The following is a 24,605-nucleotide window of genomic DNA, read 5'->3' as shown; positions in this document are numbered from 1 at the left end:
CAATAATTGTGCTTATGGCATAATAAAAAATGGAGCCTTATCAATTTAAGACTCCATTTTATTGAAAATATTTATATGACTGAAATACTAATTGGTTTTCTTATTCCATTCTGCCTTTACATCTTCCGCCGCATCTTTGGTTTTTTCCCATGCCTCATCTGCTTTATCCTTAATATCTTCCCAGGCATCGGATACATTAGCTTTTACCCTGTCTAGCCAGTCTTCCTGGCTTGCTTCCTGATCATTATTCCTTTTCTCATTAATATAATCTTTAGCCTTATCTGCCAATTCATCGATTTTCCATTTGGCTTTGTCCGTTGCATTCTGTAAAGAATTTTCTACATTGTTTACTGCATTTTCCGCTTTGTTGTACTCTGAATTGTTCATAATAGTATAAATTTTAATTTGGTAATACTAATTAAACAATAACCATTCCTAAAACTGAAGGTCATTGTTAAACTTTTCATAATATTTTGTTATACTTTTCAAAATCAATAGTAACTTTAACCTGTAAAATATGATAATTATGGAAAAAATCCGCTGTGGTTGGTGCGAAAAAGATGATCTCTACAGAAAGTATCATGATGAAGAATGGGGAAGACCTGTTTATGATGATGAAACAATATTTGAGTTCCTGATTCTGGAGTGCTTTCAGGCCGGCCTGAGCTGGTATACCATTTTATCCAAAAGGGAAAATTTCAGGAAGGCCTTTGATCATTTTGATTATAAAAAAGTAGCTGCCTATTCTGATAAAAAGATTGAAGAATTAATGAACAACCCAGGAATTATAAGAAACAGACTTAAAATTCTTGCAGCGGTTACCAATGCTCAAAGATTTATGGAAGTTCAGAAAGAGTTTGGAAGCTTTTCCAACTATATCTGGGGTTTTGTAGATGGAAAGCCAATCGATAACAATCCGGAGAAATTGTCTGAAGTTCCTGCTACGACAGAGATTTCTGACCGTATTTCTAAAGACCTTAAAAAGAGAGGATTCAAATTTGTCGGATCTACAGTAGTTTATGCCCATATGCAGGCTACCGGAATGGTCAATGACCATGTACAGGAATGTTTTATCAGGGAAAAATAATTAAACTTTATTCAAAAATCAGTGAATTTTATTGTTAATTGTATAATTTGAAATATTAAGCGCAAAGAGTAAAATATCTGAAAAGTCTAATGAATGTTGTGTTTGGTAAATATCTGATAATTAAACAATTTTCATTGTGTTGTGAATAAATTTCGTTTTAATCACACTGATGTGTTTTTGATTATGAAATTTTTAATATAATCACTTAATTATTAAAAATTCGTATATTTGCATCCTCAAAAAACGCAGGTAATGCAAATAAAATATAAACAACAATACATTCTTCTTTTACTCTTTTTTAACTGTTTTATATGTGCTCAGGTTGGGATAGGAACTTCTTCTCCTGCTCCTTCTGCAATGCTTGATATCAATGCGTACAACAAGGGAGTGCTTCTTCCAAGTGTTGCGTTGGTTACCATTACAGACAACGTTACTGTTCCTTCACCGGCAGATGGGCTTATCGTATGGAACAATGGAAACGGAATATTAAAAGACATCGGATTTTACTATTGGTTTGAATCAAAATGGAACAAAATTCTGGCTAACGGAGGAAATACTACTAAAACAGAGGATGGATCATACTGGAATCTTACCGGTACGAATGCCGGAAATTATGGTGCAGCCAATACAACCCTAGCTCTGGGAACAAAAACATATGACGATTTGATCTTTAAAGTAAATGCTTTAACAGCCGGAAGATTGGGGGTTGATAATTCTGTGAGCCTTGGAATAGGATCAGCTGCTGGGCAAAATGGTATTGCTCTTGGAAATGCAAATTCAGCATTTATGGGAATATCCATTGGAAACTCAACCGTAGTTTCCGGAAATGAAGCTTTAGCAGTAGGAAATAAAACAACTGCAGCAGGCTTTAGATCTGCAGCAATAGGTTTTCATGCTCAAACCGGCAGCAATGAAGCTGTGGCTATAGGAAATAATTCTTCAGCAGATGGATTTCAATCGATCGCATTAGGATATAATGCAAAAACAAATACCAATAGTGAGACCGCTTTGGGATATAATGCGGTAACCAATAGTCAGAATTCAACTGCTTTAGGCTCGGAGGCCAATGCTTTGGGACAATTTTCAACAGCTGTAGGATATGGTGCTGTGACTTCACAGGCCAATGCCATTGTTCTGGGAAATGATAATGCAAATGTAGGTATTGGTACCAGTGCTCCGAATGTCTCTGCAAAGCTGGATGTAAACGGTAAGTTTAAATTGGGAGAAAGGGGTAGTGTCCAGAAAAGCCAGATTAGTTTTGAAGCATGGCCCGGAATTTCGATTAATAATTTGCCTCCGGGAAAATCTACAACCATCGATATTCCGGTTCCGGCAGGTTATCAGTCTGGTTCTACAAGAGCTGTCGTTGTGGTTTCTCCTGCAGGAGACTTTCCTGGAAATTCCTCATTTTCCATCTCGAATCCAAGGTTGACTTCAGCTTCGAGTATTACAATTAATCTCACTAATATTTCAGAAACTGCTAACAGCCTGTATTCCGGACATTTTTATGTGATGATCAATGAGTTTTAAATAATAGTTTTTTATTATAGTTGATATGGTGTGAAGGACTTCCGGATGGGAAGTCCTTTTTTACTACTGTTTAATTTTGATTAAGCTTACGGGAATGAAGTTCCTTACGGGCATTTTGCCAGCTTTTTCTAATAATAAGATATAAAGGAAAAAAAACAGAGGAAGCGGAGTGATACCGTTGAACCCTTTCTTAGCGGTAACATAAATGCAGACGCCTACCAGCATTCCCATAATTATACAAAAGGAAATATGAGCTGCAGAACGTTTTTTTTCCTCTTTGATAAGTTCTTCAGTGGAAAGATCCAAAAGTTTATTGTTTTCAGTTTGATGTGTGTTTTTCATAGCAAAGGTTAGTTTTTGCTAAAATAAAAAAATAAGCATAAGAATAAATATTTTAAACAAAAATATTGTGCACAAAGTAAATAAACTATCTTTGTAAACTAAAAGAAGACAATGATCCCTCTATCAGAACATTTATGTTTTAAAACATATGCCGTTTCCAGATATATCACGGGTTTATATAAGCCTTACCTGGAGGAAGTTTCACTTACATATCCTCAATATCTTGTCATAACTGTTTTATGGGAATATGGCGGAATGAATATAGGAAAGATTGGTGAACATCTTCATCTGGACAACGGAACGCTTACCCCGCTTTTGAAACGTATGGAAAAAAACGGACTGATCATCAGAACCCGTAGCTCAGAAGATGAAAGAGTAGTATTGATCAACCTTACAGAGCAGGGAGCAAAACTCGAAGAAAAAGCAAAATATATTCCTGAAGCTGTTCAGAATTGTATGCATCTGAGTAATGAAGTAAAAACTCAACTGATGGCTTCTTTAGACGAAATATTATCCATTCAAACCGTGTCCGAATAATGAAGAAAATAGGAATTATAGGCTATGGCTGGCTGGGAGAAAGACTCGCATCTTCCTTATCCGGAAAATATACACTGGCAACTACAACTACAACAGAAAGTAAAGTAAATCTACTAAATAATAAAGGAATTCATGCTGTAATGGCTTCTTTCCCGGATTATCAGCTGACAGAACCTCTTTCCCAATGGGGAGAAGTTAAAAATATGGATGTTTTGATTATTACAATTCCTGTTTCTGAAAAAAGCTGTTGTGTAAGCTCATTGTATAACAGGATTCAGAATTTGTCAGCTTTTATAGGAGACTTTAAAGGGCAGATGTTTCTGATGAGTTCTACAGGTGTTTATCCCGATATTGCTAAAGAATTTACAGAAGAAGATGTCCCTTTGGAGAAAATATCAGGCGAAAGAATGTTGAGAAATAAATATCCCCAACTGAATATTCTGAGACTTGGAGGGTTGATGGGAGATAACAGACTTTTGAAAAATTATAATGTGAGCAATCTCGACCATGCGGTTAATCATATTCATTATGCTGATATCAGCGGGATTATCTCAGAAATGATTGAACAGAAAACTGAATCAAAACTTTATAATGTTACGGCTCCGATTCATCCGGCAAAAAGCCAGGTGATTAACGCACAGAAAGATATTCCGGATGAAGAAGAGTTTGAGGTGAAAGGGAAGAAAGTAATGTCTTCAAAACTCATTTCAGAACTGGAGTATACATTTCAATATCCGGATCCGAGGAGTTTTCATTTGTAATCATGGCATTTGTATTAATGATTATCGGCCTTTAACTATTTTACTTACAAGATTTCTATTGACAACTCTGTAATTCCGCAGGAATCTCTACGCTGTTTTTAAAGTTTTGTATTTAGATTCCTAGGGAATGATAAGGTGAGTGGTAAGCTTTGTTCATTGTAAAAGAATCAATATTTTCAGCAAGATACAATTCATTAGGAACGGGCTTTAGCCCGTTAAAAAATAGATAAAAATTCCATTGGCTTTAGCCAAAACCTAATAAAAAACCTCCGGAAACTGTTTCCGGAGGTTTTAGTTTTTATCAAATAAAAATTACTTGATAATTCTTTCCAACACCCATTCAATAAGGTTTTTCTCAGATGCATGGTGATCCGCAGAGAACTCACCACGTCTTCTATTGGCAATAACGTTATTTACGGTAATGGCTTTGTGTCCTAATAATTTTGAAAGAGCATAGATCGCAGAGGTCTCCATCTCAAAATTGGTAATTCCAAGATCATTCAATGTTTCCAGGAATTGGTCATCTACCGCTTTCAAACGAAGCTGTCTTCCCTGTGGAGCATAGAATCCCGGGAATGTTGCTGTATTTCCGTGGTATTTGGCATCTTTGTAGTATGCTCCCATTTCTTCTGCCCAGTCTGAGAAATAAAGCATTGGCTTGATTCTTTCGTAGGGAAATTTTTCAAGGAAACTCTTAGAAAACTCATTTTCGAAGTTGTAGTCCTGGTAGAAATGCATCAGTCCGTCTAATCCAACTACATTTTGAGTTACAAGCATATTGTCCACCTGTACGTCAGGGTTTACACTTCCACAGGTTCCCATACGGAAAAGCTCAAGCGCTTTGTGCTCAGTCTTGAATTCTTTGTTCTGAAGATCAATGTTCACCAAAGCATCCAGTTCGTTCATCACGATATCGATGTTTTCAGTTCCGATACCTGTAGACATTACGGTAATTCTTTCTCCACGAAGCGTTCCTGTATGCGTATAGAATTCTCTTTTATTTTTTTTGATTTCTACGGTATCGAAGTATTTTGAAACTTTTGCCACTCTGTCAGGATCACCCACAAGGATGATTTTGTCAGCGATATCTTCAGGTAAAAGATTCAGGTGGTATACACTTCCGTCTTCATTCAGAACAAGTTCTGAGGCAGCAAGTTTGTTTAGCATAATATGTATATTTTTTGTTTTTTAATTAATCATAATGGCCTCTTTATAAGGAGATGCCATCACTTCGTAGATGTCATTGTATTCTTCTACAATTCTTTTCTGGCCGTTCATTACTTCATATACGGTAACAACGGTTTTTTCAATATTTTTAGGATCTTTCCTCTGTGAAGTGATTTCGTAGAAGTGATCATCTTTTTTAAGAATAGAAATCAGTTCTTCCTTTGTTGAGTTGTTGGAAGTCATCATTCCGGGGAACTCTGTAACAATATCTTTCAGGTCAGAATAATTTTTATAAGGCTTGGTTATACCATTGGAATGTACATAGACATTGGGAATGTTTTTATCTTTTTCCAGGCGGACCAAATAATAATCAGCCCCTCTTTTCTCTGCATATACAGCCATTTCCTGTGGCTTTCCGGATATCTTTTCCGGTTGCTTTTTCTTTTGGGAAAATGCCGTCATAGAAAGGAAACTTGCCATAACAGCAAACCATAGTTTTGTTTTCATACTCCTATTTAGTTTTTTTGATGTGTTGAATTTAATTTAAAAAATCCTCTCCCAATAATCTCCCGCCATTATTTTTTTATCGGTATTTTGAAAAACCGTTTCTTCAGAATAATGAATTTGATTTCGGGGTTTAAAATTAGTGAAAAATATGATATCAGAAATATAAACATTATTTAATCTCTTATTAAAACTCAGATAACATCAGATCAATAGTTTTGCCGCTAAAAATTCATGAGATCTTATCCACTGCTTGTAATTGTCCTTCTGATAGGATTTGCAGTAATGTCTTTTAATCCTGTTTATAAAGGAAAAGAAAGCGAAAATACATTTGTCAATAAAGGGCTGTCCGACTTTAAAACCAATCTTGAACAGCTGAAATCAGATGTTGATAAGTTCTCTGAAGACCGTATTTCCCTGGAAGAGCTGCAAAAATCACTAAGCAGAACAAGAAATTCATTTAAAGAAGTTGAATTCTATATCGCTTATCATTATCCTGAATTTACCAAAACCCATCTTAATGCAGCGCCATTGTTTCACATCGAAGCAGCAGGAACTTCCGCCTATACACTTCCTCCCGAAGGATTGCAGGTACTGGATGAACTGATATTTTCCGACGAAGCAATACATGAAAAAGAAAAGATCAAAACCATCACTAACTTTTTGTATAACAGCTATTCCGGGTTTTATTTAAGTGCTTTAAAAAATGGGTTGAGCAAAGGAAATAACAAAACACTGCCTTTACGAATAGAGTTGATCAGGATCTACTCACTGGGTGTTTCAGGTTTTGATACACCAGGATCTTTGAATATTTCCGAAGAAACCAGTCATGCACTTGCAGGAATTCAGAAGTACATTAATGATGATCTTTATTTTAAAAATTATAATACTCAGAAAGCCAATCAGATTTTAACAGAAGCCATCAGTTATCTTTCAAAAAACACCGACTTTGAAACCTTTGACAGGATTGAGTTTTATAAAAAATACGTGCAGCCTTTATATGAAGAACTTGGGAAGTGGGATGGAAGACCGGATGACCTTAAAGAATTTTCAGGCTGGAATGTGGGGAATAAGAACTTTTTCAGCAGTGATTTTTTAGATCCTTATTTTTATACCTTATTGAAATCTTCGGAAGACAGTCCGGAACTCCGAAATCTTGGAAAATCCATTTTCTACGATCAGAACTTAAGTGGTAACGGGAAAATGAGCTGTGCCACATGCCACCTTCAGGAAAATGCTTTTACAGATCTGAAAGCAAAATCACAAAGTAATGTGGAAGGGAAAACAGTGTTGAGAAATTCGCCCTCTTTATATAATGCTGTTTTTGCCAGGAGATTTTTCTATGATCTTCGTGCTTTCTATCTTGAACAGCAGGCAGAACACGTTATTTATAATGAGCAGGAATTCAATACCAGCTATGAAAGCATTATCCAGAAATTAAAAACAAAACCTGAGTATAAAAAAGCGTTCCGTACTGCATTTAAAGACGGAAAAATCAGTAAAGAAAACTTCTCCAAAGCATTAAGTTCTTATGTGGCTTCATTGTATTCATTTGACAGCGATTTTGACCGTTTTATGAGGAATGAAAAAAATGTTTCCGATGATGTGAAAAAAGGATTCAACCTCTTTATGGGAAAAGCCAATTGTGCAACCTGCCATTTTGCACCTACCTTTTCCGGATTGGTACCGCCGTTTTTTAATGAAAATGAATCCGAAGTACTGGGAGTAACTACCAGGCCGATCAAACAGCTTCCGGTAGAACTTGATCAGGACTTAGGAAGAGGAAACAGCCCGGTGAAAAAAGAAAAGTCATGGATTTATGATTACTCTTTTAAAACCGTGACAGTGAGAAATATCGCACTTACAAAGCCCTATTTCCATAACGGAGCTTTCAACACCCTGGAAGAAGTTCTTGATTTTTATAATGAAGGCGGAGGAGAAGGTTTAGGATTAAAAATGAAAAATCAGACGCTGGCACCCGATAAATTGAACCTCACCGAAGCAGAAATAAAACAGATCATCGCCTTTCTGAATGCCCTTACGGATGTGAGTAAAGCGAAGTAGATGGGTTGGAGGGTTTGAGAGTTTTAGAGTGGGAGGGTAGAGATTAGGGGTTCTGAGGAACGAGATTCAGTAGGAATGATATGGTTTTAATAAAAACAGGCTAAATTCTGAAACGGGTGTAAATGTAATCTACCTTCGTTTTAGAATTTAGTCTTAAGTTATTTTACAGATCGGATCAATCTGTTTGTTTATTTGTTTTGAATCAGCTTTTCCAGCTTATCAATCATCTCTTGTTGTTGTTTAAGCATACGCTCATAGAGTTCAACCATTTTGTCGAGGGGGTTGAAAGTGGGTTGATTATTAAAAAAAGCCGGTTGTTGACAATTATCAAAAGAGGCCGTATTAGAAATAATGTTTATCGCTTGTTCTTCATCAAAATTTTCAATTGCTTCTGCAGGAACTTTAAGAATCTGAGCCACCTGAGCGAGAATATCAGATTCTACTGTTTCTTTTTGTTCTAAAAGAGAGATTTTCTTCTGATTCCAGTCGTCACCTAATTCGAAAGCTAAGGCCTCCTGCTTGATACCCAGCATTTCACGGAAACGTTTAATATTTTTGCCTTGATGTATTTTTTTATTTTGCATAGCTGTGTCAATCATAATAACAAATATAAAGTTTTAAGAGATAAGAATAAAACTCGTTTTTAAAATAAATTACCTTCTAAAATATTCTTGTTTCTAAATAAAATTTCTCTTTTCCGACTGGTTTAGCTTACTGAATATGACTTGTTTTGAATCAATTAACAAATTTAATAAAGATAAGTATCCAAGAAGAATATGAAATAATTGTGCCTTACATCACATATCCGAACCCTGAAACCCGTAGTATTTGTTCATTTTCTTTACTATTATCAAATTTCTTTTTCTTTAATTGTTCTTTTTTTACATAAAATGTTCTTAGACTTTTGTATACCTTAAATCTATTGAAGCTTGTCTAGGTGCAAGATAAACAACTGAAGAGCCAATGTTATATATTTTTATTGTATTAATTGAAAATGTAAAATATTAGTAAAATATTCGTATTTCATATAGGTATTATTGTTATTGTTTAAATTTACTTCATTAATATTAATGTAATATTTAAATAATAATAATGATGAAAATAAAACGACTTCTTTTACCTACATTGCTGATCTCAGCACTTTACCATACCCAAAATCTTCCGGCAGCAAGAAACGAGACTGAGGAGGATGAAGACATTGAATACGAATTAAGGCACAAGTCTCAGCCCTGGTTTTCTGAAATGAAAGACAATGCCGATTACTTTAAAGTAAAAGCCAGTTTCGACAAATATTTTGGGAATCACAGATGGGAAAAAAGCAAGCCGAGAAGCATTGGTGAAGACTGGCTAAGAACAAAATTGTTTTATTTGGACAATCAAGGGAAAGTTACGCCAGAACCTTTATTGTTTAATCAACCTAAAGTAAAAAATATTGCCTTATTACCCACACAAACACAAGTTGGTGATTGGACAATAATAGGGCCGGTGAATAGTGCGAGTACAAATTATTCCAACAAGTATAATCACGGAGGGTATGTATTTTTAACCAGGATAGATCCTACCAATGCTCAAAAGATGTTTGTATCCTTCGTAACCGGAGGGCTATGGCGTACCATAGATGGAGGAACGTCCTGGAATCTGGTAGACAATGGTTTTCCTGATTCTAAATATAATGACATTGACGTATGTATTGCCAACCCGCAAACAGTGTATGCATTAAGCAATACCCAGCTCATTAAATCTATAGATGGTGGACTTAACTGGACTGCCACCACGATGACTTCCGCAAACTATTCCGGAAAAGCTTATGATATTGCAGTTTCTCCTTCAAATGCCAATATTGCTGTGGTTCACTGGGGAACCTCATTGTACAGAACGAGTGATGGCGGAAATACCTGGAGTGCCGTTCAAACCGGTCTTCCTGCAGATTATCAGATTGGGGATTCTTCAACGCAGAGTGAATCTTTGGAATGGGATCCGAATGATGAGAATTCGGTTTATTTTGGCAGTTCATCAAACAATAATATTTTCAAAGTTTATAAATCAACTAATAAGGGAGTTAGCTTTACCCAATTAAATTCTACTACCCTGGATACTACTGCCAATGGGCAAATTATTGGCTGGGTTAAAGTCTTCTTACCCACAAATAATACTTCTTCGTTCTATGTAGCGGCAGGTAGCGGTGCTAATGCTTATGGGCATCAGGCGGTTCATCTTTATAAATTTAATAAGACAACCGGAGCAGTTGAAAATTCCAGAATCAATATGGTTCCCGGTTCCGGAGGAATTAACAGTCTGCATCATGGCGACATACAAATGGACCGTAATGATGAAAATAAGATTGTATATGGAACTTATGGAGTGGATCAAATCAGGATTTCCACAGATAATGGAGTTACCTTTACTACTCCTGCGTCATATACCCATCCTGATATCAGATCCATGGATTTCGTGAACGGAAAATTTGTAACAGGCAGTGATGGGGAAATGGCAGCATCCGGCAATTTGGGAGTCACAATAACTACTTTAACCAACAGTATTGGTAATCATGAGCTTTGGGGTTTCGGAAGTGCTTTCAAAACCAATCTGGTTGCATCGGGAAATAATCATGGCCCCGTAATGATTAAGGAAAGTGCCAATGGTTTTGATTGGTATAACGGAACAGGGGCAGATCAAGGGAATACAGACGTTAATCCGTTAGATGACCGGTATATTTACAGCCAGGGATATAGTAATTACCGGTATTTCAGGACCGGCGTGAATACACTGATTAATGAACCTAATTTTCTGGATTTAGGAGGAATTTATGCTTATTTTAATTCCATAGAATTCCATCCCAATAAATACTATACCATGATTACCCATCATGCAGGTCAATATCCGACAGGCAACCCGAATTTGGCAACATGGAAAAATTCTCTTATTAAAACCGAAGACAACGGAAATAGTATATCTATTGTAAAAACCTTTGGCAATCAGGTATTCAGAGAAAAGATTTCTGCTAAAAATCCCAATGTAATGATTGTTGTTGAAGGTTTAACCAATAATAAACTTTGGAAGACGACAGACGCCGGGCTTACGTGGACTGATATTACCCCTAATACCACGGTAACTTCCGGACAAACCAATATATCAGATATTGCCATTGGAGATGATGATCCAGACAAAATATGGATAACTTACAGCGGTGTTCAGTCTTCATGCAAAGTATTAAAGTCGGGTGACGGAGGAGCAACCTGGACTAATCTCAGTTCTTCTGTACTCACTACTTCTCCTATTACGAAAATTATTTTCCAGAGAGGATCAAACGGCGGTGTGTATGTAGGCAATAAAGCAGGAATATTTTACAGAAATAATATGATGCAGAATTGGGTAATGCTGGGTAATGGCTTGCCCATGTGTGATGTCCGTTTTATGTTTATCAATTACAATGAAAATAAATTAAAAATAGGAACATCCAGAGGTGCATTTGAGCATGCTTTATATGAGATAAGTCCTCCCAGTGCTTTAATATCAGTGGGAAATAATAAAATTAGCTGTCCGGCTGCAGAAAAAGTCCAGTTTAAAGATTATTCCGTTGTACGTAATGCAAGTGCTACATGGCAATGGAGCTTTCCGGGAGGTACTCCTTCCACTTCCACATTAGAAAACCCATTGGTTTCTTATGCGGGAGCAGCGAACGGAACCTATCCCGTAACTTTAACGGTGACAGATCAATATGGAACAAGCACGCAGACACTCAATAATTTTATCGAAATCAATAATCAGTGTGGAACTGGCCAGCCGGACAAAATCCCTGGAAACAGCATAAAACTTACAGGTCAAACCACAGGCGATTATATTAAAGTAGATAACACCAACCTTAATAAAAATTCTTTTACATTCTCTTGCTGGATAAAACCCAACGGTATCCAGACCGATTACAGCGGTGTTTTTATGTCTCAGGATGGCAGTAATCCATTTGGAATGAATTTCAGAGATGGTAACAACACTATCGGCTTTCACCCGGACTGGAGCTGGTCTTCCGGGTTACAGGCTCCGGTAGGGCAATGGTCACACATCGCATTGGTAAGCAACGGAACGAATGTAAAAATATATGTTAACGGAAAAGAAAGTGTAAATAATACAGCATTACCGTCTGAAGTTTTCAACGTCTTGTTTTTAGGAAGCTATGGAAGAGGTTATACGAACAGATTTACCCAATTGGAAATGGATGAAGTTGCCATCTGGAATAGGCCGCTATCCATTGATGAAATCAGACAATGGAGACACTTGACAAAAAGTATTGCCGGAGATCCTATTTTAAATGGATTGGTGTATTATCTTCAGTTCAATGAATCGGCCGGGAATATTACGGTTAATAAAAACAACTCAGGAACTTTTGCATCCTATCAGGGAACAGGATATACAAGATTAGCTTCAAATGCTCCTGTTTTTGAAGGAGTAAGCGAAAAAATGAATATTACGTCTTCTGGTGTGAAAGATTTTACAGCTTCCGGGATTTCTATGGAGTTTAACTCAGGTACATATCCGAATGGTGATGTGTGGATATCAAGAGGTACAATTAATCCGGATCAACTACCAAATACAGATACTAATTTCGGCTTCTATACGATTATAAACAATTATGGGACAAACCTTGCATTTTCACCGCTTGCCTCCTTATCATTTTATAAAAATACAGGATTTGGCAATTATCTGAATCCATCTTCTTACAGTCTCTTCAAAAGAGGGAGCAATGACTTTGGAAGCACCTGGGGAACAAGCGTCGATAATGCAGATCAGGTTTCCGGTACAGGTCTTAACACAAAGGTTACTTTTAACACAAATTTAAATGTAAATTCTTTCAGTCAGTTTTTTCTAACCAATTCTTCTTCTACATTATCCAGAGTTAATTCCGAGGTTGTGAAAAATCAGTTGCCAAGAATTGTTCCCAACCCTTCTGCTCAGGGCACTCCAATCTCAGTCCGCGTACCAAAAGCGTGGGTGGGCTCACAATTAATTATTTATGATATGTCCGGTAAAAAAGTAGCAGAAATATTCAGTTTAAAATCTGAAGAAAACATTATGCTGAACCTTCCTAAGGGATCATATATAGCATCCTATCTATCTAAAACCGATACATCTCGGGAAAAATTCATCATTAAATAAATTTTAAAAACAATATTTGATTTATAGGGTATGTCAGTTGGCATACCTTATTTTTTTGATTGTCCTTTTTCTAAAATTTTATAATCTTAATTAGGATTTCAGATACTTGTGTTCCGAAAAAAAGGTTGGGACCTTATGCTTTTGTAACAAAAAATTAATCCACTTAACATTAGGTTTTTGATAAGTTAATATTCGATGATTTAGATTTAAAATCCTATTAACAGAGAAAAAGCGCTAAAAAAATAGTTTTGCAAGGTCTAATAAATCAAATAAAAAATGAAGAAAAAACTACTAGCAGTGGGAGCTTTGGCTATACTGGCCAGTTCTGGTCTTCAGGCGCAGACCTTGATATTCAATAAGAATGCGTCATGGAGCTATAAAGATAACAACCAGGCGCAGCCAGCCGGTTGGAATGCCCAAACCTATGATATTTCAACATGGGCAGTAGGAAACGGTCCGTTGGGATATGGAGATCCTGTAACTACTACCATCAATTCAGGGCTTACTACAGCCTATTTTGCTAAAGATTTTACGGTAGATCTTTCAACGCTTTCCGATACTATAGAGTTTGGTGTGATGAGAGATGATGGTATTATTGTATACCTTAACGGAGAAGAAGTTGTAAGAGATAATATGCCTGCAGGTGCTGTTACATTCAATACTTTCTCCAGTACTACTATTGATGGGGCAGCAGAGAGTGTTTATAACATTTTTTCAATTCCGAAATCAAAATTTGTAAACGGTGTTAACAGATTTTCTATTGAATTACATAACAGAAGTACAACCAGTTCAGACTTAAGAATTGATGCTTATCTGAAAACGACTACCAATACAACTATTCCTGTAGCTTGTAACGGAACGCATATCAGTTGTTTTACTTCAATTGTTCCTACAGCACAAACCAATAAGTTAATTATTCCTGCTGAACACAAATACCAGCTTATTTTAAAAGAAGGAGACAGCTATACCGAAGGCGGAGGATTGGTAGGAGGTCAGAATGACTTTACCGGTTATGTTCCAAAAACAGGAAGCAGTACCAACGGATACCTTTCTGTCAATCATGAAACGAATCCCGGAGGAGTTACCATGGCAGAAATCAACTATAACGCGACTTCAAAACTTTGGCAGCTGACAAAATCAAGAGCGGTAAGTTTCTCAGATCCAAGTTTGGTACAGACGATCAGGAACTGTTCCGGAGGAGTTACGCCGTGGGGAACTATAGTCACTGCAGAAGAATCTGTAACTTCCAATGATGTGAACAATGACGGTTATAAAGATTATGGCTGGCTGGTAGAGATTGATCCTGCTACTGCTCAGGTTATATCTAAAAACCCTAACGGGACAAAAGGTAAGCTTTGGCAGATGGGAATCATGAACCACGAGAACGTGGTGATCAATAATGCGGGAACTATAGCATATTATGGAGAAGACGGTGGAACTCACTTGGTGTACAAATATGTAATGGATACTCCTAATGATCTCTCTTCAGGAAACCTTTATGTATTAAAACTGGATCAGGGATTAACGGCTGCAGGAGATCCGGTAGGAACTACAGCGACATGGATTCAGGTTCCGAATAAAGAAAAAGCAGATCAGAATAATACCAATACCAATGCTCTGACTTTGGGAGGAACAAAATTTAATGGAGTAGAGGATGTTGATATCAGCCCGCTGGATGGTAAAATCTATTTTACAGCCAAAGGATTAGACAGAGTATATCGTCTGCAGGATAACGGAACAACGGCTTCTCAGGTAGAAACATTTGTAGGTGGAAGTTCTTCTGTATATTCTTTCAATACCGCTCAGGGAATGAAATCTGAAGCCTGGGGAGATGGAAATGACAACCTTACTTTTGATGAACTCGGAAACCTTTGGGTACTTCAGGACGGAGGTAAAAACTATATCTGGGTCATTGCTCCGGATCATACGCAGGCCAATCCGAAAGTAAGACTATTTGCTTCTATGCCGGCTGGTTCGGAACCTACAGGATTGACATTTACTCCTGATCACAAATTCGGTTTCTTCTCTATCCAGCATCCGGATTCTACGATTTCTACAGATGTAGATGCTACAGGAAATACGATTGATTACAGAGGGAAATCAGCAACAATTGTTATTGCCCTTAAAAATAATCTTGGAACTGAAGGAACTTTAGGAACTATTGATACCAAAATTGAAGAGAATACAGTAACGGTAGCACCGAACCCAACTTCAGGAGTGGTAAAAATCAATTCTGTAAAAGGATTGAAAGATATTTCTGTAACAGCTTACAGCATGGACGGGAAAATCGTTTACACGAAGAAATTCAACGGAACCAATAAAGCATTGGATCTTGATTTCACACAACAGTTGGAAGGATCACGAGTTTTAGTTTTAAATATTGAAGCTGAAGGAGGATTCCAGAAAACAGTTAAACTTGTAAAGAAATAAATTATTTATAATTCTTGTCTGTCGGCAGCTTTGGTTGCTGGCAGACCTTTTATTTTTATGAAAAAGCTTTTCTTATTGATTTCCGTCATCTCACTTTCTCAGATCAAAGCACAGATTGATCCGGTGAAATATCCTACATTTACCAATATTGAAGATGCTTTAAAAAGTAAAAAAGCGGTTTACAGTATAAGTTTCAGAGAAAAAGGTCTTTTTAATCTTCCTCCTCAGATTGTAAAACTGGATTCATTATTCTTTTTGAATATTATGGCGAATAAGCTTGAGAAAATGGATCAGGAACTTTTTGCTTTAAAAGAACTGGAAATTTTAAATGTGAATGAAAACAGCATTAAATTTATTCCTGATGAGGTAAGCAATCTGAAGAAACTGACTACTTTTTCAATGAATCTGAATAGCCTCACAAGCATTAATCCTAATCTTGCAAAGCTTCAGAACCTAAAAGTGGTACATTTTGATGCTAATAATCTAAATATATTTCCCGAAGCCCTTATGGAAATTCCCGCGTTGGAAGAAATCAACCTTCAGGGAAACCAGATAAGTTTTATTGCAGACAAACTGGATCAGATCAAAAATCTGAAATTTCTCAACCTTTCAAATAACCAGATCAATGATCTTGGAAATCTGTCTTTTCCGGAAAATTTAAAATATCTTGAACTGCAGCAGAATGCTATTATGAGGCTTCCGGAAAACCTTTTTAAAGCAAAGAAGCTTGAATTTCTGAATGTAAGCGGAAATCATATCACAGAAATATCGCCCAAAGTAAAAGGGCTGAAAAATATCGTCAGCATGAATCTGGCCAATAATGATCTGAAAGACATTCCTGTAGAAATCAAACAGCTTAAAAATCTGAAAACATTGATTCTTACAGGAAATCCTATAGAAAAATCTAAAATTGAAAACTTAAAAACCTTACTGCCGGAAACCCAGATCTATTTCTAGAACTATCCGCCAACACGTTTGGTTTTATATCCCATTTCTTTAAGGATATTCATGATTTTATCACGGTTATCTCCTTGAATGATAATCGTTCCATCCTTCTCAGAGCCGCCTATACCCAAGGTGGTTTTTATTTTCTTTGAGATTTTTTTCAGGTCTTCCTCGCTGCCTTCCCAGCCTTCAACAATCGTTACAGGCTTACCGTTTCTTTCTTTTTTCTCAAATTTGCATACCAATGGCTCTTTCTGCTTGAATTCTTCTTCAGGCATCTCAAAATCCTGCTCTTCATGATCAGGAAAAAGATTCTTCAATTGATCTCGTAAATCCATACCGCAAAATTAAAAAGAATTAGCGATTAATGAACTGAAATAATCAACGAAATTTTAATTTTTCAACCCTGTCAGGTTCAAACCTTGACAGCGTTTATTTCTATTCTGTATAAGTTTTTATATTTTTAGCCGTTTGATAAGATATCTTTAAAAACTAATATGAAAACCAGATATATTTTTACATGTCTTCTTTTAGCCTCCGGAATTGCAAAAGCACAGACAGGTTTCTCCACTGATCCATTGAACGCTGTATTTGAAACCAGAGATACAGACCGGTTCTGGAAAGCATTCGATAAAATGGAGGCTTCAAAAGAAAATCCTTTTAGAGATTATATCAGTAACGGATCTCCGGGCGTAAAAGGTTTTATGGAATACCGCATAATCAATGCTGATTCGTTATATACAATGGTAAAAAAGAGAAAAGAAGATTATCTTAAAAGCCGGAATGTTCTGTCAGGAATCAATCAAAAAGAAAAAAGAATCAGAGCGGTGTACAGCGCATTGAAATACTGGTATCCGCAGGCAAAATTTCCACCCATATATTTTGTATACGGAAGATTTAATACGGGAGGAACATTTTCTAAAGACGGCATTATGATCGGTACCGAAACTCTTCAGAATCTGGATGGAATTGCAGGACTTGTTTCACATGAGACGATTCACTTTCAACAGGATATCAAAGGAACTGATAACCTTTTAAAATACACATTAAGCGAAGGTAGTGCTGATTTTATCAGTGAGCTGGTGTCCGGAGAAAGCCATAACAGCCCGTTTTATCAATATGGAGAGGCCCATTCTGATCAATTATACAAAGAATTTGTAACGGTACTCAAGAAAAATGATCCTACAGACTGGCTTTACGGAACCAGCAAAAAAGACAACAGACCGAACGATCTGGGCTACTGGATTGGGTATAAGATTTCTGAGGCATATTTTAATAAACAGTCAGATAAGCATAAAGCTATTGACGATATCTTACATATTCAGAATCCTCTTCTGTTTCTTAAAGAGAGTGGCCTTTTGGATCGGTATATCAGAGAATATGTGAAGCAAAATAATAGCAGTTTTGAAGATTTTTTTAAAGAATAAAATGGAATACTGCTGGCAATTTAAAAGTTCATCATTACACGAACCGTGTCAGGTTTTAAACCTTGACACGGTTAAAATTTCAAAATTAATTGACTAATCATCAGCAGTCCATAAAATTCAAGACTTCAAATTCTTCTATTCATAGGAAATTAGGTAAATTTGTCTAACAAAAGTTTTACAAAATGTCGAAAAAAGCAATACTGGCCATTCTTGACGGATGGGGATTGGGAACAAACCCAAACGTTTCTGCAATAGATAAAGCAAATACACCATTCATAGACAGCTGTTACCAGAAATTTCCACATACCACCCTTGAAGCAAGCGGGCTGGCGGTAGGTTTACCAGCCGGACAGATGGGAAATTCTGAAGTGGGACACATGAACCTGGGAGCCGGAAGAGTAGTATACCAAAACCTGGTAAAACTGAACATGGCCGTCGAAAATGGAACACTGGGCCAGGAAAAAGTGATTCAGGATGCCTTTGAATACGCAAAAAAAGAAAATAAAAAAGTACATTTTATCGGACTGGTTTCCAACGGAGGAGTACACTCACATATCAATCACTTAAAAGGATTACTGACCGCTGCAAAAGAGTTCGGATTGAATGAGAATGTATTTGTTCACGCATTTACCGACGGTAGAGACTGCGATCCGCATTCCGGACTAGGATTTATCGATGAACTTCAGAAACATATGGAAGCAACTACCGGAAAGCTGGCAACAGTGGTAGGAAGATACTATGCCATGGACAGAGATAAAAGATGGGAGCGTGTAAAATTAGCTTACGGTGCCCTTGTGGAAGGAATCGGAGAACAGTCAACGGATGCTTTGGCAACAATCAAGATGTATTATGATAATAATGTAACCGATGAGTTCCTGAAGCCTATTATTTTAATGAATACTACTGCTACAGGAAATGTAGTACCGGTAGCAAGAATCATTGAAGATGATGTGGTGATCTGCTTCAATTTCCGTACAGACAGAGGAAGAGAAATTACAGAAGTTCTTTCCCAGAAAGATTTCCCGGAATTTGGAATGAAGAAACTGAACCTGTATTACATCACATTGACCAACTATGATAAAACATTCCAGAATGTACAGGTTGTTTTTGATGAAAATGTACTGACGGAAACCATGGGTGAAATTCTCGAGAAAAATGGAAAAACCCAGATCAGAATTGCAGAAACAGAAAAATATCCTCACGTTACTTTCTTCTTCTCAGGAGGAAGGGAAGAGGAATTTGCAGGAGAAAGAAGGCTTCTTTGCCCAAGTCCCAAAGACGTTCCTACCTACGACCTGAAGCCGGAAATGTCAGCATATGACATCACCAATGCCATCGTGCCGGAATTGGAACAGGGAACTGCTGATTTTGTCTGCTTAAATTTCGCTAATACAGATATGGTTGGGCACACAGGTGTTTTTGAAGCAGCAGTGAAAGCGGCTGAGGTGGTAGACCAATGTATAGAAAAAGTGGCTACAGCAGCTTATGAAAACGGATATGCTGTTTTCATTCTTGCCGATCACGGAAACTCAGATGTAATGATCAATCCGGACGGAACTCCAAATACCCAGCACTCCACGAACCTGGTTCCTTTTATCGTGATGGATAAAGACCATACATGGAACCTGAAGCCTGGAAAACTAGGCGATGTAGCCCCTACAATCCTTAAAGTAATGGGCGTTGAAATACCAGATGCAATGACTGGAGAAGTTTTGGTTAATTAATATGCAATAATATTGTTAAAAAAATGCCGTTATGCTTTTGTAGCGGCATTTTTTTTATGATTTATATCAGATAAAGTATGCAAGTCATACTTTATTATGCGTTAAATAATAAATAAATCATATCTTTGTAAATTAAAACTGAATAGTAAAATGTATCAAAAGCTTGTTAGGAAAGAAGTAATGGGATTATTGGAAAAGGAAGTAGGTTCTTTTCTTGATAAATTTTTAACGCCAATTGAAAAAATATGGCAGCCTTCCGATTATTTACCAGATCCTTCAAGTGAAGAATTTAAACACGACTTAGAAGAAATTCAGACTTTTGCCCGCGAAATGCCTTATGATCTTTTTGTAACATTGATTGGTGACTGTATCACGGAAGAGGCACTTCCATCTTATGAATCTTGGTTAATGGGCGTTGACGGAATCAATCAGGAAGAAAAAGTAGGCTGGGCCAACTGGGTAAGAGCGTGGACCGCTGAGGAAAACAGACACGGAGATTTACTAAACAAATATCTTTATCTGTGCGGAAGAGTAAACATGAGAGAAGTGGAAATCACTACCCAATACCTTATTAATGACGGATTCGATCTGGGAACAAGTATGGACCCATACAGAAACTTCATTTATACGAGTTTCCAGGAAACGGCTACTAATATTTCTCACAGAAGAGTAGGAACATTGGCTAAACAATCCGGAAACGGAAAATTGGCAAAAATGTGTGGTGTGATTGCTGCAGATGAAGCAAGACACGCTAAAGCATACAAACATTTCGTAGCAAAAATCCTTGAAGTAGACCCTTCGGAAATGATTCTTGCGTTTGAAGATATGATGCGTAAAAAAATTGTAATGCCTGCTCACTTAATGAGACAGTCAGGACAAAAAGCAGGTGAGCTTTGGGGGCATTTCTCAGATGCTGCACAAAGATGTATGGTGTACACAGGCCAAGATTATATCAACATTATGAAAGACCTTTTAGATGAATGGAAAATTGAGCACGTAAAAGGACTTACAGAAAAAGCTGAAAAAGCTCAGGAATACCTGATGAAGCTTCCTGCAAGACTTCAGAAGATCACAGACAGAGTTTCTACTCCGGATCTTCAGTTCCAGTTTAGCTGGGTAAAAAGCTAATACGATCTTTATTATTATTAAAATATAAAAGTATTGAGTGCCTTTCTTTTTGGCACTCTTTTTATTTCTTATCTTTGCAAAGCTAAAAAAAGACAAAATGTTAAATAATAAAAAGATTGCTGTTGACTTTGACGGGACTATTGTTGATGATGCTTACCCGGCCATTGGAAAACCGAAAACTTTTGCATTCGAAACTTTAAAAAGACTTCAGTCTGAAGGATTCAGATTGATACTTTGGACATACAGACACGGAAAAACATTAGATGAAGCGGTAGAATTCTGCAAAAAAAACGGAATAGAATTTTATGCTGTGAACTCAAGCTTTGAAGGGGAAGTTTTTGATCCTGAAAATCAGTCCAGAAAATTAGATGCAGACTGGTTTATTGACGACAGAAATTTAGGAGGATTCCCGGGATGGGGTGAAATCTACAACATCATTCAGGAAAGAATAGAATTCCGTGTGGAAGGAAAAGAGGTTCTTGCCTATTCAAAACTTAAAAAAGAAAAGAAAAAAGGACTTTTCTGGTAGAATACAGAAATGAGAAGCCAGAAATTAGAAGTTAGTTTTTAACGGCTAATTAAAGCTTCTGTTTTTTTATCAGAAAAAGTTTATAGATTGTTATAATATAGAAATACACATCATGCTGTAATCTAGCTTCTAACATCTAATATCTAACATCTATACAACAATGATTCAATTAAAAACGATAGACGAATTACGTCTGATGAAGGAGAGTGCCCGATTGGTTTCTAAAACATTGGGAATGTTGGCAAAAGAAATTAAACCGGGGATTACTACCTTATATTTAGATAAACTGGCTCATGATTTTATTAAAGATCATGGTGCTGAACCTGCATTTTTAGGATACGGAGGATTTCCAAACTCTCTTTGTATCTCTCCGAATGAGCAGGTTGTTCATGGTTTCCCAAACAATGATGTGGTAAAAGAAGGAGATGTTCTTTCTGTAGACTGTGGAGTTATTCTAAACGGTTTTGTAGGAGATCATGCCTACACTTTTGAAATCGGGGAAGTAAAGCCTGAGATTAAAAAATTACTACAGGTTACCAAAGAATCTCTGTACAAAGGGATTGAGCAGTGTGTCAGAGGAAAGAGGATCGGAGATATCTCCCATGCGATTCAGGCACATTGTGAAAAAGAAGGATATGGAGTGGTAAGAGAGCTTGTAGGCCATGGATTAGGCAGAAAAATGCACGAAGATCCGCAGGTTCCGAACTATGGAAGACAGGGAAGCGGAAAAGTCATTAAAGACGGTTTAGCAATTGCTATTGAACCGATGGTGAACATGGGAACTGAAAAAGTGAAGTTCCATAACGACGGCTGGACGGTAACAACGTTAGATAACATGCCATCTGCTCACTTCGAACATGATGTAGCAGTGATCAATGGTAAGCCGGTATTGCTTTCAACATTTGATTATGTATATGAAGCTTTAGGGATTGTAAGTGATGAAGAAAAGCAGTTCCAACTGGATTTTTAATGAAAAAGGTAACTAAGCTTTTACTGAATAAAATTCCACGTCCTATGCTTATTAAAATGAGCATCTGGGCTAGACCGCTTATTTATCAGTTTTTCAAAGGAGATCAGTTTTTAGATCCCATTGACGGAAGATCCTACAGAAAATTCCTTCCGTACGGATATGGAAAACAAAGAGAAAATGCACTCTCTCCGGGAACGTTAAGCTTGGAAAGACACCGCCAGATGTGGCTGTACCTTCAGAACGAAACCGATTTTTTTATTAAAAATTATAAAGTTCTGCATATCGCTCCTGAACAGGAATTTTTAAGAAAATTCAAGAGAATGAGCAACCTGAATTATATATCGGCAGACTTATATTCTCCGATTGTAGATGTGAAGGCTGATATTCTGGATTTACCTTTTGAAAATGACAGCTTTGACATTGTTTTCTGTAACCATGTTCTGGAACATATTGAAGACGATGCAAAAGCAATGAGCGAGCTATACAGGGTAATGAAGCCCGGCGGATGGGGAATTCTTCAGGTTCCGATGAAAAACTCACTGGAGAAAACCTATGAAGATTTTACCATTAAAGACCCAAAAGAACGTCAGAAGCATTTCGGGCAGTATGATCACGTTCGCTGGTACGGAATGGATTATTTCGACCGTTTAAGAAAAGCAGGCTTTGAAATAGAACCCAACTTCTATTCACAGAAATTCTCTGAAGAAGAAATAAAAAAATACGGGTTAAGACATAACGAAATCTTACCGGTAGTTTATAAAAAATAAAATAAAACCCGTTTCAAAAGTTGAAACGGGTTTTGTATAATTGAAAAGTCAGTTGTTATTCTTTGACAAAAGGGTATGACTTATAATTTTCTATCTTGATCATATATTGTCCTTTCTGTAAACCGCTTGTATCAATTGACGTTTTGCTGCCGTTTGTTGTCGTTTCAAATACCAGTTTTCCTGACAGATCGTAGATCTTAAGGGAAAGGTTTCTCTCAATATTTTCAAGATGTAAAACCTCTTTTACAGGATTTGGATAGGCTTTAAACGTTTTTGCAGCGGCCTCAGTTTCTTTCGTACTCATTTGTGCAGTATTATTGTTGTAATAGACCTTATTTCCTGAAGGATCCGTTATTATCAGCGTTTTGAGGCTGCCATTTGTAATAATCTGATAGCTGTATATAGATGCATAGGCTCCCGATACGTAAGTGTCACAGTTTTTCTGATCGTAGGCCCGAACGGCTGGAGCATTTCCGCCATTATAAAACAAAAGAGTACACGAGCTGGCTGTTTAGATAAGATTGTTACTTCCAGGCATAACTCCGAAACTCATCATAGACGTATTATAATATCTGGAATTAATAACATAGCTTGTACCTCCTGCCGAATTAAATGTAGTAGCAGGCACTCCATTATCTATTAAAGGGGTGTTGGTGGTCTGGCCGCTACTGGTCACCATTTTGGAAATATACCAATTATTGGAAAGCAGTTCAGAAGTTTGCTGGGCAGTCAGTAAACCACCTGCTAAAAGGAATAGAATTTTTTTCATAGGTTAAAAGTTTCCGGTAAAGATAGAAAAAGAATTACTTACTGTTTGCTCTTTTATAAGGATCATCCAGATGAAAATTAAGACAAACAAAAACCGCCTTCATGACGAAGACGGCCCATTTTTAAATATTGATAGAAGTTTATGCGCTTTCTAGTGTGATGAAGATACAGCCTTTAATCCTACCACAGAACCGATAAGTGTTACAATAAAAAATACCCTCCAAAAACTTACAGGATCCTTAAAAAAGATAATTCCCATTAAGGCAGTTCCCACTGCTCCGATGCCTGTCCATACTGCATAAGCAGTCCCGATAGGCAGCGTTTGAGTTGCTTTAATCAGCAAAAGCATACTGATCGTCATGGTGATCAGAAATCCCGCATACCACAGGTACATTTCAGTTCCTGACGTTTCCTTTGCCTTTCCCAGACATGATGCGAAGGCAACTTCAAATAATCCTGCGATAACTAATAGTAACCAATTCATTTTTTAAATTTTTCTACTGCAAAGTTCAGAATTTGACAGGAGAAAAAATTTTACAATTGTTAAAAAATAAAAGCAAGCTGGAAGCTGGAGGATTTGAATAGTAAGCTGCAAGAAAAAAGAAAAGATTGCCTCATATCAATAGGAGCGGACTTTAATCCGCTTATAATATAAAAAATCATTCCGTTGGCTTTAGATTCTGTGTTAACTTCCAAATATTTTTTATACATTTATATTTATAAAAGCGACCTTGAGTTAGCTTGCGTAGGGTGAACGTCTTTGATTTTTACCCT

At 36.9% G+C, this 24,605-nt stretch carries 23 protein-coding genes; 14 read left to right on the top strand and 9 right to left on the bottom strand.

What is annotated here, in order from left to right; translation table 11 throughout:
- Nucleotides 1–87: 87 nt before the first annotated feature.
- On the bottom strand, nt 88–387 hold the full coding sequence (locus tag AC59HC_RS20790; protein ID WP_114821904.1) for a hypothetical protein: 300 nt from the start codon (nt 385–387) through the stop codon (nt 88–90).
- A 139-nt stretch (nt 388–526) separates the two neighbouring features.
- Here AC59HC_RS20790 and AC59HC_RS20785 point away from each other — a divergent pair, with 139 nt between their 5' ends.
- A complete protein-coding gene (locus tag AC59HC_RS20785; protein WP_496559278.1) occupies nt 527–1,087 on the top strand; it encodes a DNA-3-methyladenine glycosylase I in 561 nt (186 codons plus the stop codon).
- 252 nt (nt 1,088–1,339) lie between these two features.
- A complete protein-coding gene (locus AC59HC_RS20780) occupies nt 1,340–2,617 on the top strand; it encodes a phage tail-like protein (protein WP_429815011.1) in 1,278 nt (425 codons plus the stop codon).
- A 63-nt stretch (nt 2,618–2,680) separates the two neighbouring features.
- On the opposite strand, the gene AC59HC_RS20775 is transcribed toward AC59HC_RS20780, so the two are convergent.
- Nucleotides 2,681–2,959: a hypothetical protein gene (locus AC59HC_RS20775; protein ID WP_496559277.1), complete on the bottom strand. Its 279-nt coding sequence runs from the start codon at nt 2,957–2,959 to the stop codon at nt 2,681–2,683.
- 111 nt (nt 2,960–3,070) lie between these two features.
- On the opposite strand from AC59HC_RS20775, the gene AC59HC_RS20770 reads away from it, so the two are divergent.
- Nucleotides 3,071–3,496, top strand: coding sequence for a MarR family winged helix-turn-helix transcriptional regulator (locus tag AC59HC_RS20770; protein WP_496559276.1), 426 nt, complete (start codon nt 3,071–3,073; stop codon nt 3,494–3,496).
- Complete coding sequence (locus AC59HC_RS20765) at nt 3,496–4,257, top strand: Rossmann-fold NAD(P)-binding domain-containing protein (RefSeq protein WP_496559275.1); 762 nt, start codon at nt 3,496–3,498, stop codon at nt 4,255–4,257. Before AC59HC_RS20770 ends, AC59HC_RS20765 begins: the two co-directional genes overlap by 1 nt.
- A gap of 312 nt (nt 4,258–4,569) precedes the next feature.
- Here AC59HC_RS20765 and AC59HC_RS20760 read toward each other — a convergent pair whose 3' ends face one another.
- Both AC59HC_RS20760 and AC59HC_RS20755 read right to left on the bottom strand, forming a co-directional pair.
- Nucleotides 4,570–5,424: a nucleoside phosphorylase gene (locus AC59HC_RS20760; RefSeq protein ID WP_062670273.1), complete on the bottom strand. Its 855-nt coding sequence runs from the start codon at nt 5,422–5,424 to the stop codon at nt 4,570–4,572.
- Between the two features lie 21 nt (nt 5,425–5,445).
- On the bottom strand, nt 5,446–5,931 hold the full coding sequence (locus AC59HC_RS20755; RefSeq protein WP_496559274.1) for a hypothetical protein: 486 nt from the start codon (nt 5,929–5,931) through the stop codon (nt 5,446–5,448).
- A gap of 231 nt (nt 5,932–6,162) precedes the next feature.
- Here AC59HC_RS20755 and AC59HC_RS20750 point away from each other — a divergent pair, with 231 nt between their 5' ends.
- Entirely contained in the window at nt 6,163–7,992 is a 1,830-nt protein-coding gene (locus tag AC59HC_RS20750; protein ID WP_496559273.1) for a cytochrome-c peroxidase, read from the top strand.
- 188 nt (nt 7,993–8,180) lie between these two features.
- Here the strand turns inward: AC59HC_RS20750 and AC59HC_RS20745 are convergent, their stop codons facing one another.
- Complete coding sequence (locus AC59HC_RS20745) at nt 8,181–8,591, bottom strand: helix-turn-helix transcriptional regulator (protein ID WP_202842671.1); 411 nt, start codon at nt 8,589–8,591, stop codon at nt 8,181–8,183.
- 493 nt (nt 8,592–9,084) lie between these two features.
- Between AC59HC_RS20745 and AC59HC_RS20740 the strand changes: the two genes are divergently transcribed.
- The 3 genes from AC59HC_RS20740 to AC59HC_RS20730 all read left to right on the top strand — a co-directional run bounded on the left by AC59HC_RS20740 (nt 9,085) and on the right by AC59HC_RS20730 (nt 16,530).
- Nucleotides 9,085–13,143 carry a LamG-like jellyroll fold domain-containing protein gene (locus AC59HC_RS20740; protein WP_496559272.1) on the top strand — a complete coding sequence of 1,353 codons (4,059 nt, stop codon included), beginning with the start codon at nt 9,085–9,087 and terminating at the stop codon, nt 13,141–13,143.
- 276 nt (nt 13,144–13,419) lie between these two features.
- Nucleotides 13,420–15,573 carry an alkaline phosphatase PhoX gene (locus AC59HC_RS20735; protein WP_395973354.1) on the top strand — a complete coding sequence of 718 codons (2,154 nt, stop codon included), beginning with the start codon at nt 13,420–13,422 and terminating at the stop codon, nt 15,571–15,573.
- Between the two features lie 57 nt (nt 15,574–15,630).
- Entirely contained in the window at nt 15,631–16,530 is a 900-nt protein-coding gene (locus AC59HC_RS20730; protein WP_202842661.1) for a leucine-rich repeat domain-containing protein, read from the top strand.
- A gap of 2 nt (nt 16,531–16,532) precedes the next feature.
- Here AC59HC_RS20730 and AC59HC_RS20725 read toward each other — a convergent pair whose 3' ends face one another.
- A complete protein-coding gene (locus AC59HC_RS20725) occupies nt 16,533–16,856 on the bottom strand; it encodes a translation initiation factor (protein WP_496559271.1) in 324 nt (107 codons plus the stop codon).
- 159 nt (nt 16,857–17,015) lie between these two features.
- On the opposite strand from AC59HC_RS20725, the gene AC59HC_RS20720 reads away from it, so the two are divergent.
- The 6 genes from AC59HC_RS20720 (at nt 17,016) to AC59HC_RS20695 (ending at nt 23,063) form a co-directional block, all read left to right on the top strand.
- Nucleotides 17,016–17,945, top strand: a complete 930-nt coding sequence (locus tag AC59HC_RS20720; protein WP_343643088.1) for a DUF2268 domain-containing putative Zn-dependent protease — start codon at nt 17,016–17,018, stop codon at nt 17,943–17,945.
- Nucleotides 17,946–18,127: 182 nt separating this feature from the next.
- Nucleotides 18,128–19,669: a 2,3-bisphosphoglycerate-independent phosphoglycerate mutase gene (gene gpmI, locus AC59HC_RS20715; protein ID WP_496559270.1), complete on the top strand. Its 1,542-nt coding sequence runs from the start codon at nt 18,128–18,130 to the stop codon at nt 19,667–19,669.
- A 150-nt stretch (nt 19,670–19,819) separates the two neighbouring features.
- Entirely contained in the window at nt 19,820–20,797 is a 978-nt protein-coding gene (locus AC59HC_RS20710) for an acyl-ACP desaturase (RefSeq protein WP_110008663.1), read from the top strand.
- A 97-nt stretch (nt 20,798–20,894) separates the two neighbouring features.
- Entirely contained in the window at nt 20,895–21,326 is a 432-nt protein-coding gene (locus tag AC59HC_RS20705) for a BT0820 family HAD-type phosphatase (protein ID WP_062670258.1), read from the top strand.
- A gap of 160 nt (nt 21,327–21,486) precedes the next feature.
- Nucleotides 21,487–22,296 (top strand): type I methionyl aminopeptidase, encoded by an 810-nt coding sequence (gene map / locus AC59HC_RS20700; protein WP_110366009.1) that lies wholly within the window; start codon nt 21,487–21,489, stop codon nt 22,294–22,296.
- Nucleotides 22,296–23,063 carry a class I SAM-dependent methyltransferase gene (locus tag AC59HC_RS20695; protein ID WP_202842650.1) on the top strand — a complete coding sequence of 256 codons (768 nt, stop codon included), beginning with the start codon at nt 22,296–22,298 and terminating at the stop codon, nt 23,061–23,063. Before map ends, AC59HC_RS20695 begins: the two co-directional genes overlap by 1 nt.
- 55 nt (nt 23,064–23,118) lie before the next feature.
- On the opposite strand, the gene AC59HC_RS20690 is transcribed toward AC59HC_RS20695, so the two are convergent.
- The 3 genes from AC59HC_RS20690 to AC59HC_RS20680 all read right to left on the bottom strand — a co-directional run bounded on the left by AC59HC_RS20690 (nt 23,119) and on the right by AC59HC_RS20680 (nt 24,315).
- Nucleotides 23,119–23,367: a T9SS type A sorting domain-containing protein gene (locus AC59HC_RS20690; RefSeq protein WP_429814983.1), complete on the bottom strand. Its 249-nt coding sequence runs from the start codon at nt 23,365–23,367 to the stop codon at nt 23,119–23,121.
- Nucleotides 23,368–23,574: 207 nt separating this feature from the next.
- Nucleotides 23,575–23,832, bottom strand: coding sequence for a hypothetical protein (locus tag AC59HC_RS20685; RefSeq protein WP_429814980.1), 258 nt, complete (start codon nt 23,830–23,832; stop codon nt 23,575–23,577).
- Between the two features lie 150 nt (nt 23,833–23,982).
- On the bottom strand, nt 23,983–24,315 hold the full coding sequence (locus AC59HC_RS20680) for a DMT family transporter (RefSeq protein ID WP_202842646.1): 333 nt from the start codon (nt 24,313–24,315) through the stop codon (nt 23,983–23,985).
- Nucleotides 24,316–24,605: the final 290 nt, after the last annotated feature.

It is taken from the genome of Chryseobacterium sp. DZ-32 (assembly GCF_059587025.1).
The sequence above is the reverse complement of the archived record's forward strand: the minus strand, read 5'-3'. Positions and strand labels throughout refer to the sequence as shown.

Coding starts and splice junctions, on each gene's coding strand:
- AC59HC_RS20720 (WP_343643088.1), top strand. CDS start 17,016: ATGAAAACCAGATATATTTTTACATGTCTTCTTTTAGCCTCCGGAATT.
- gpmI (WP_496559270.1), top strand. CDS start 18,128: ATGTCGAAAAAAGCAATACTGGCCATTCTTGACGGATGGGGATTGGGA.
- AC59HC_RS20790 (WP_114821904.1), bottom strand. CDS start 387: ATGAACAATTCAGAGTACAACAAAGCGGAAAATGCAGTAAACAATGTA.
- AC59HC_RS20765 (WP_496559275.1), top strand. CDS start 3,496: ATGAAGAAAATAGGAATTATAGGCTATGGCTGGCTGGGAGAAAGACTC.
- AC59HC_RS20780 (WP_429815011.1), top strand. CDS start 1,340: ATGCAAATAAAATATAAACAACAATACATTCTTCTTTTACTCTTTTTT.
- AC59HC_RS20710 (WP_110008663.1), top strand. CDS start 19,820: ATGTATCAAAAGCTTGTTAGGAAAGAAGTAATGGGATTATTGGAAAAG.
- AC59HC_RS20730 (WP_202842661.1), top strand. CDS start 15,631: ATGAAAAAGCTTTTCTTATTGATTTCCGTCATCTCACTTTCTCAGATC.
- AC59HC_RS20755 (WP_496559274.1), bottom strand. CDS start 5,931: ATGAAAACAAAACTATGGTTTGCTGTTATGGCAAGTTTCCTTTCTATG.
- AC59HC_RS20785 (WP_496559278.1), top strand. CDS start 527: ATGGAAAAAATCCGCTGTGGTTGGTGCGAAAAAGATGATCTCTACAGA.
- AC59HC_RS20690 (WP_429814983.1), bottom strand. CDS start 23,367: ATGAGTACGAAAGAAACTGAGGCCGCTGCAAAAACGTTTAAAGCCTAT.
- AC59HC_RS20685 (WP_429814980.1), bottom strand. CDS start 23,832: ATGAAAAAAATTCTATTCCTTTTAGCAGGTGGTTTACTGACTGCCCAG.
- AC59HC_RS20770 (WP_496559276.1), top strand. CDS start 3,071: ATGATCCCTCTATCAGAACATTTATGTTTTAAAACATATGCCGTTTCC.
- AC59HC_RS20680 (WP_202842646.1), bottom strand. CDS start 24,315: ATGAATTGGTTACTATTAGTTATCGCAGGATTATTTGAAGTTGCCTTC.
- map (WP_110366009.1), top strand. CDS start 21,487: ATGATTCAATTAAAAACGATAGACGAATTACGTCTGATGAAGGAGAGT.
- AC59HC_RS20745 (WP_202842671.1), bottom strand. CDS start 8,591: ATGATTGACACAGCTATGCAAAATAAAAAAATACATCAAGGCAAAAAT.
- AC59HC_RS20750 (WP_496559273.1), top strand. CDS start 6,163: ATGAGATCTTATCCACTGCTTGTAATTGTCCTTCTGATAGGATTTGCA.
- AC59HC_RS20695 (WP_202842650.1), top strand. CDS start 22,296: ATGAAAAAGGTAACTAAGCTTTTACTGAATAAAATTCCACGTCCTATG.
- AC59HC_RS20725 (WP_496559271.1), bottom strand. CDS start 16,856: ATGGATTTACGAGATCAATTGAAGAATCTTTTTCCTGATCATGAAGAG.
- AC59HC_RS20775 (WP_496559277.1), bottom strand. CDS start 2,959: ATGAAAAACACACATCAAACTGAAAACAATAAACTTTTGGATCTTTCC.
- AC59HC_RS20760 (WP_062670273.1), bottom strand. CDS start 5,424: ATGCTAAACAAACTTGCTGCCTCAGAACTTGTTCTGAATGAAGACGGA.
- AC59HC_RS20735 (WP_395973354.1), top strand. CDS start 13,420: ATGAAGAAAAAACTACTAGCAGTGGGAGCTTTGGCTATACTGGCCAGT.
- AC59HC_RS20740 (WP_496559272.1), top strand. CDS start 9,085: ATGATGAAAATAAAACGACTTCTTTTACCTACATTGCTGATCTCAGCA.
- AC59HC_RS20705 (WP_062670258.1), top strand. CDS start 20,895: ATGTTAAATAATAAAAAGATTGCTGTTGACTTTGACGGGACTATTGTT.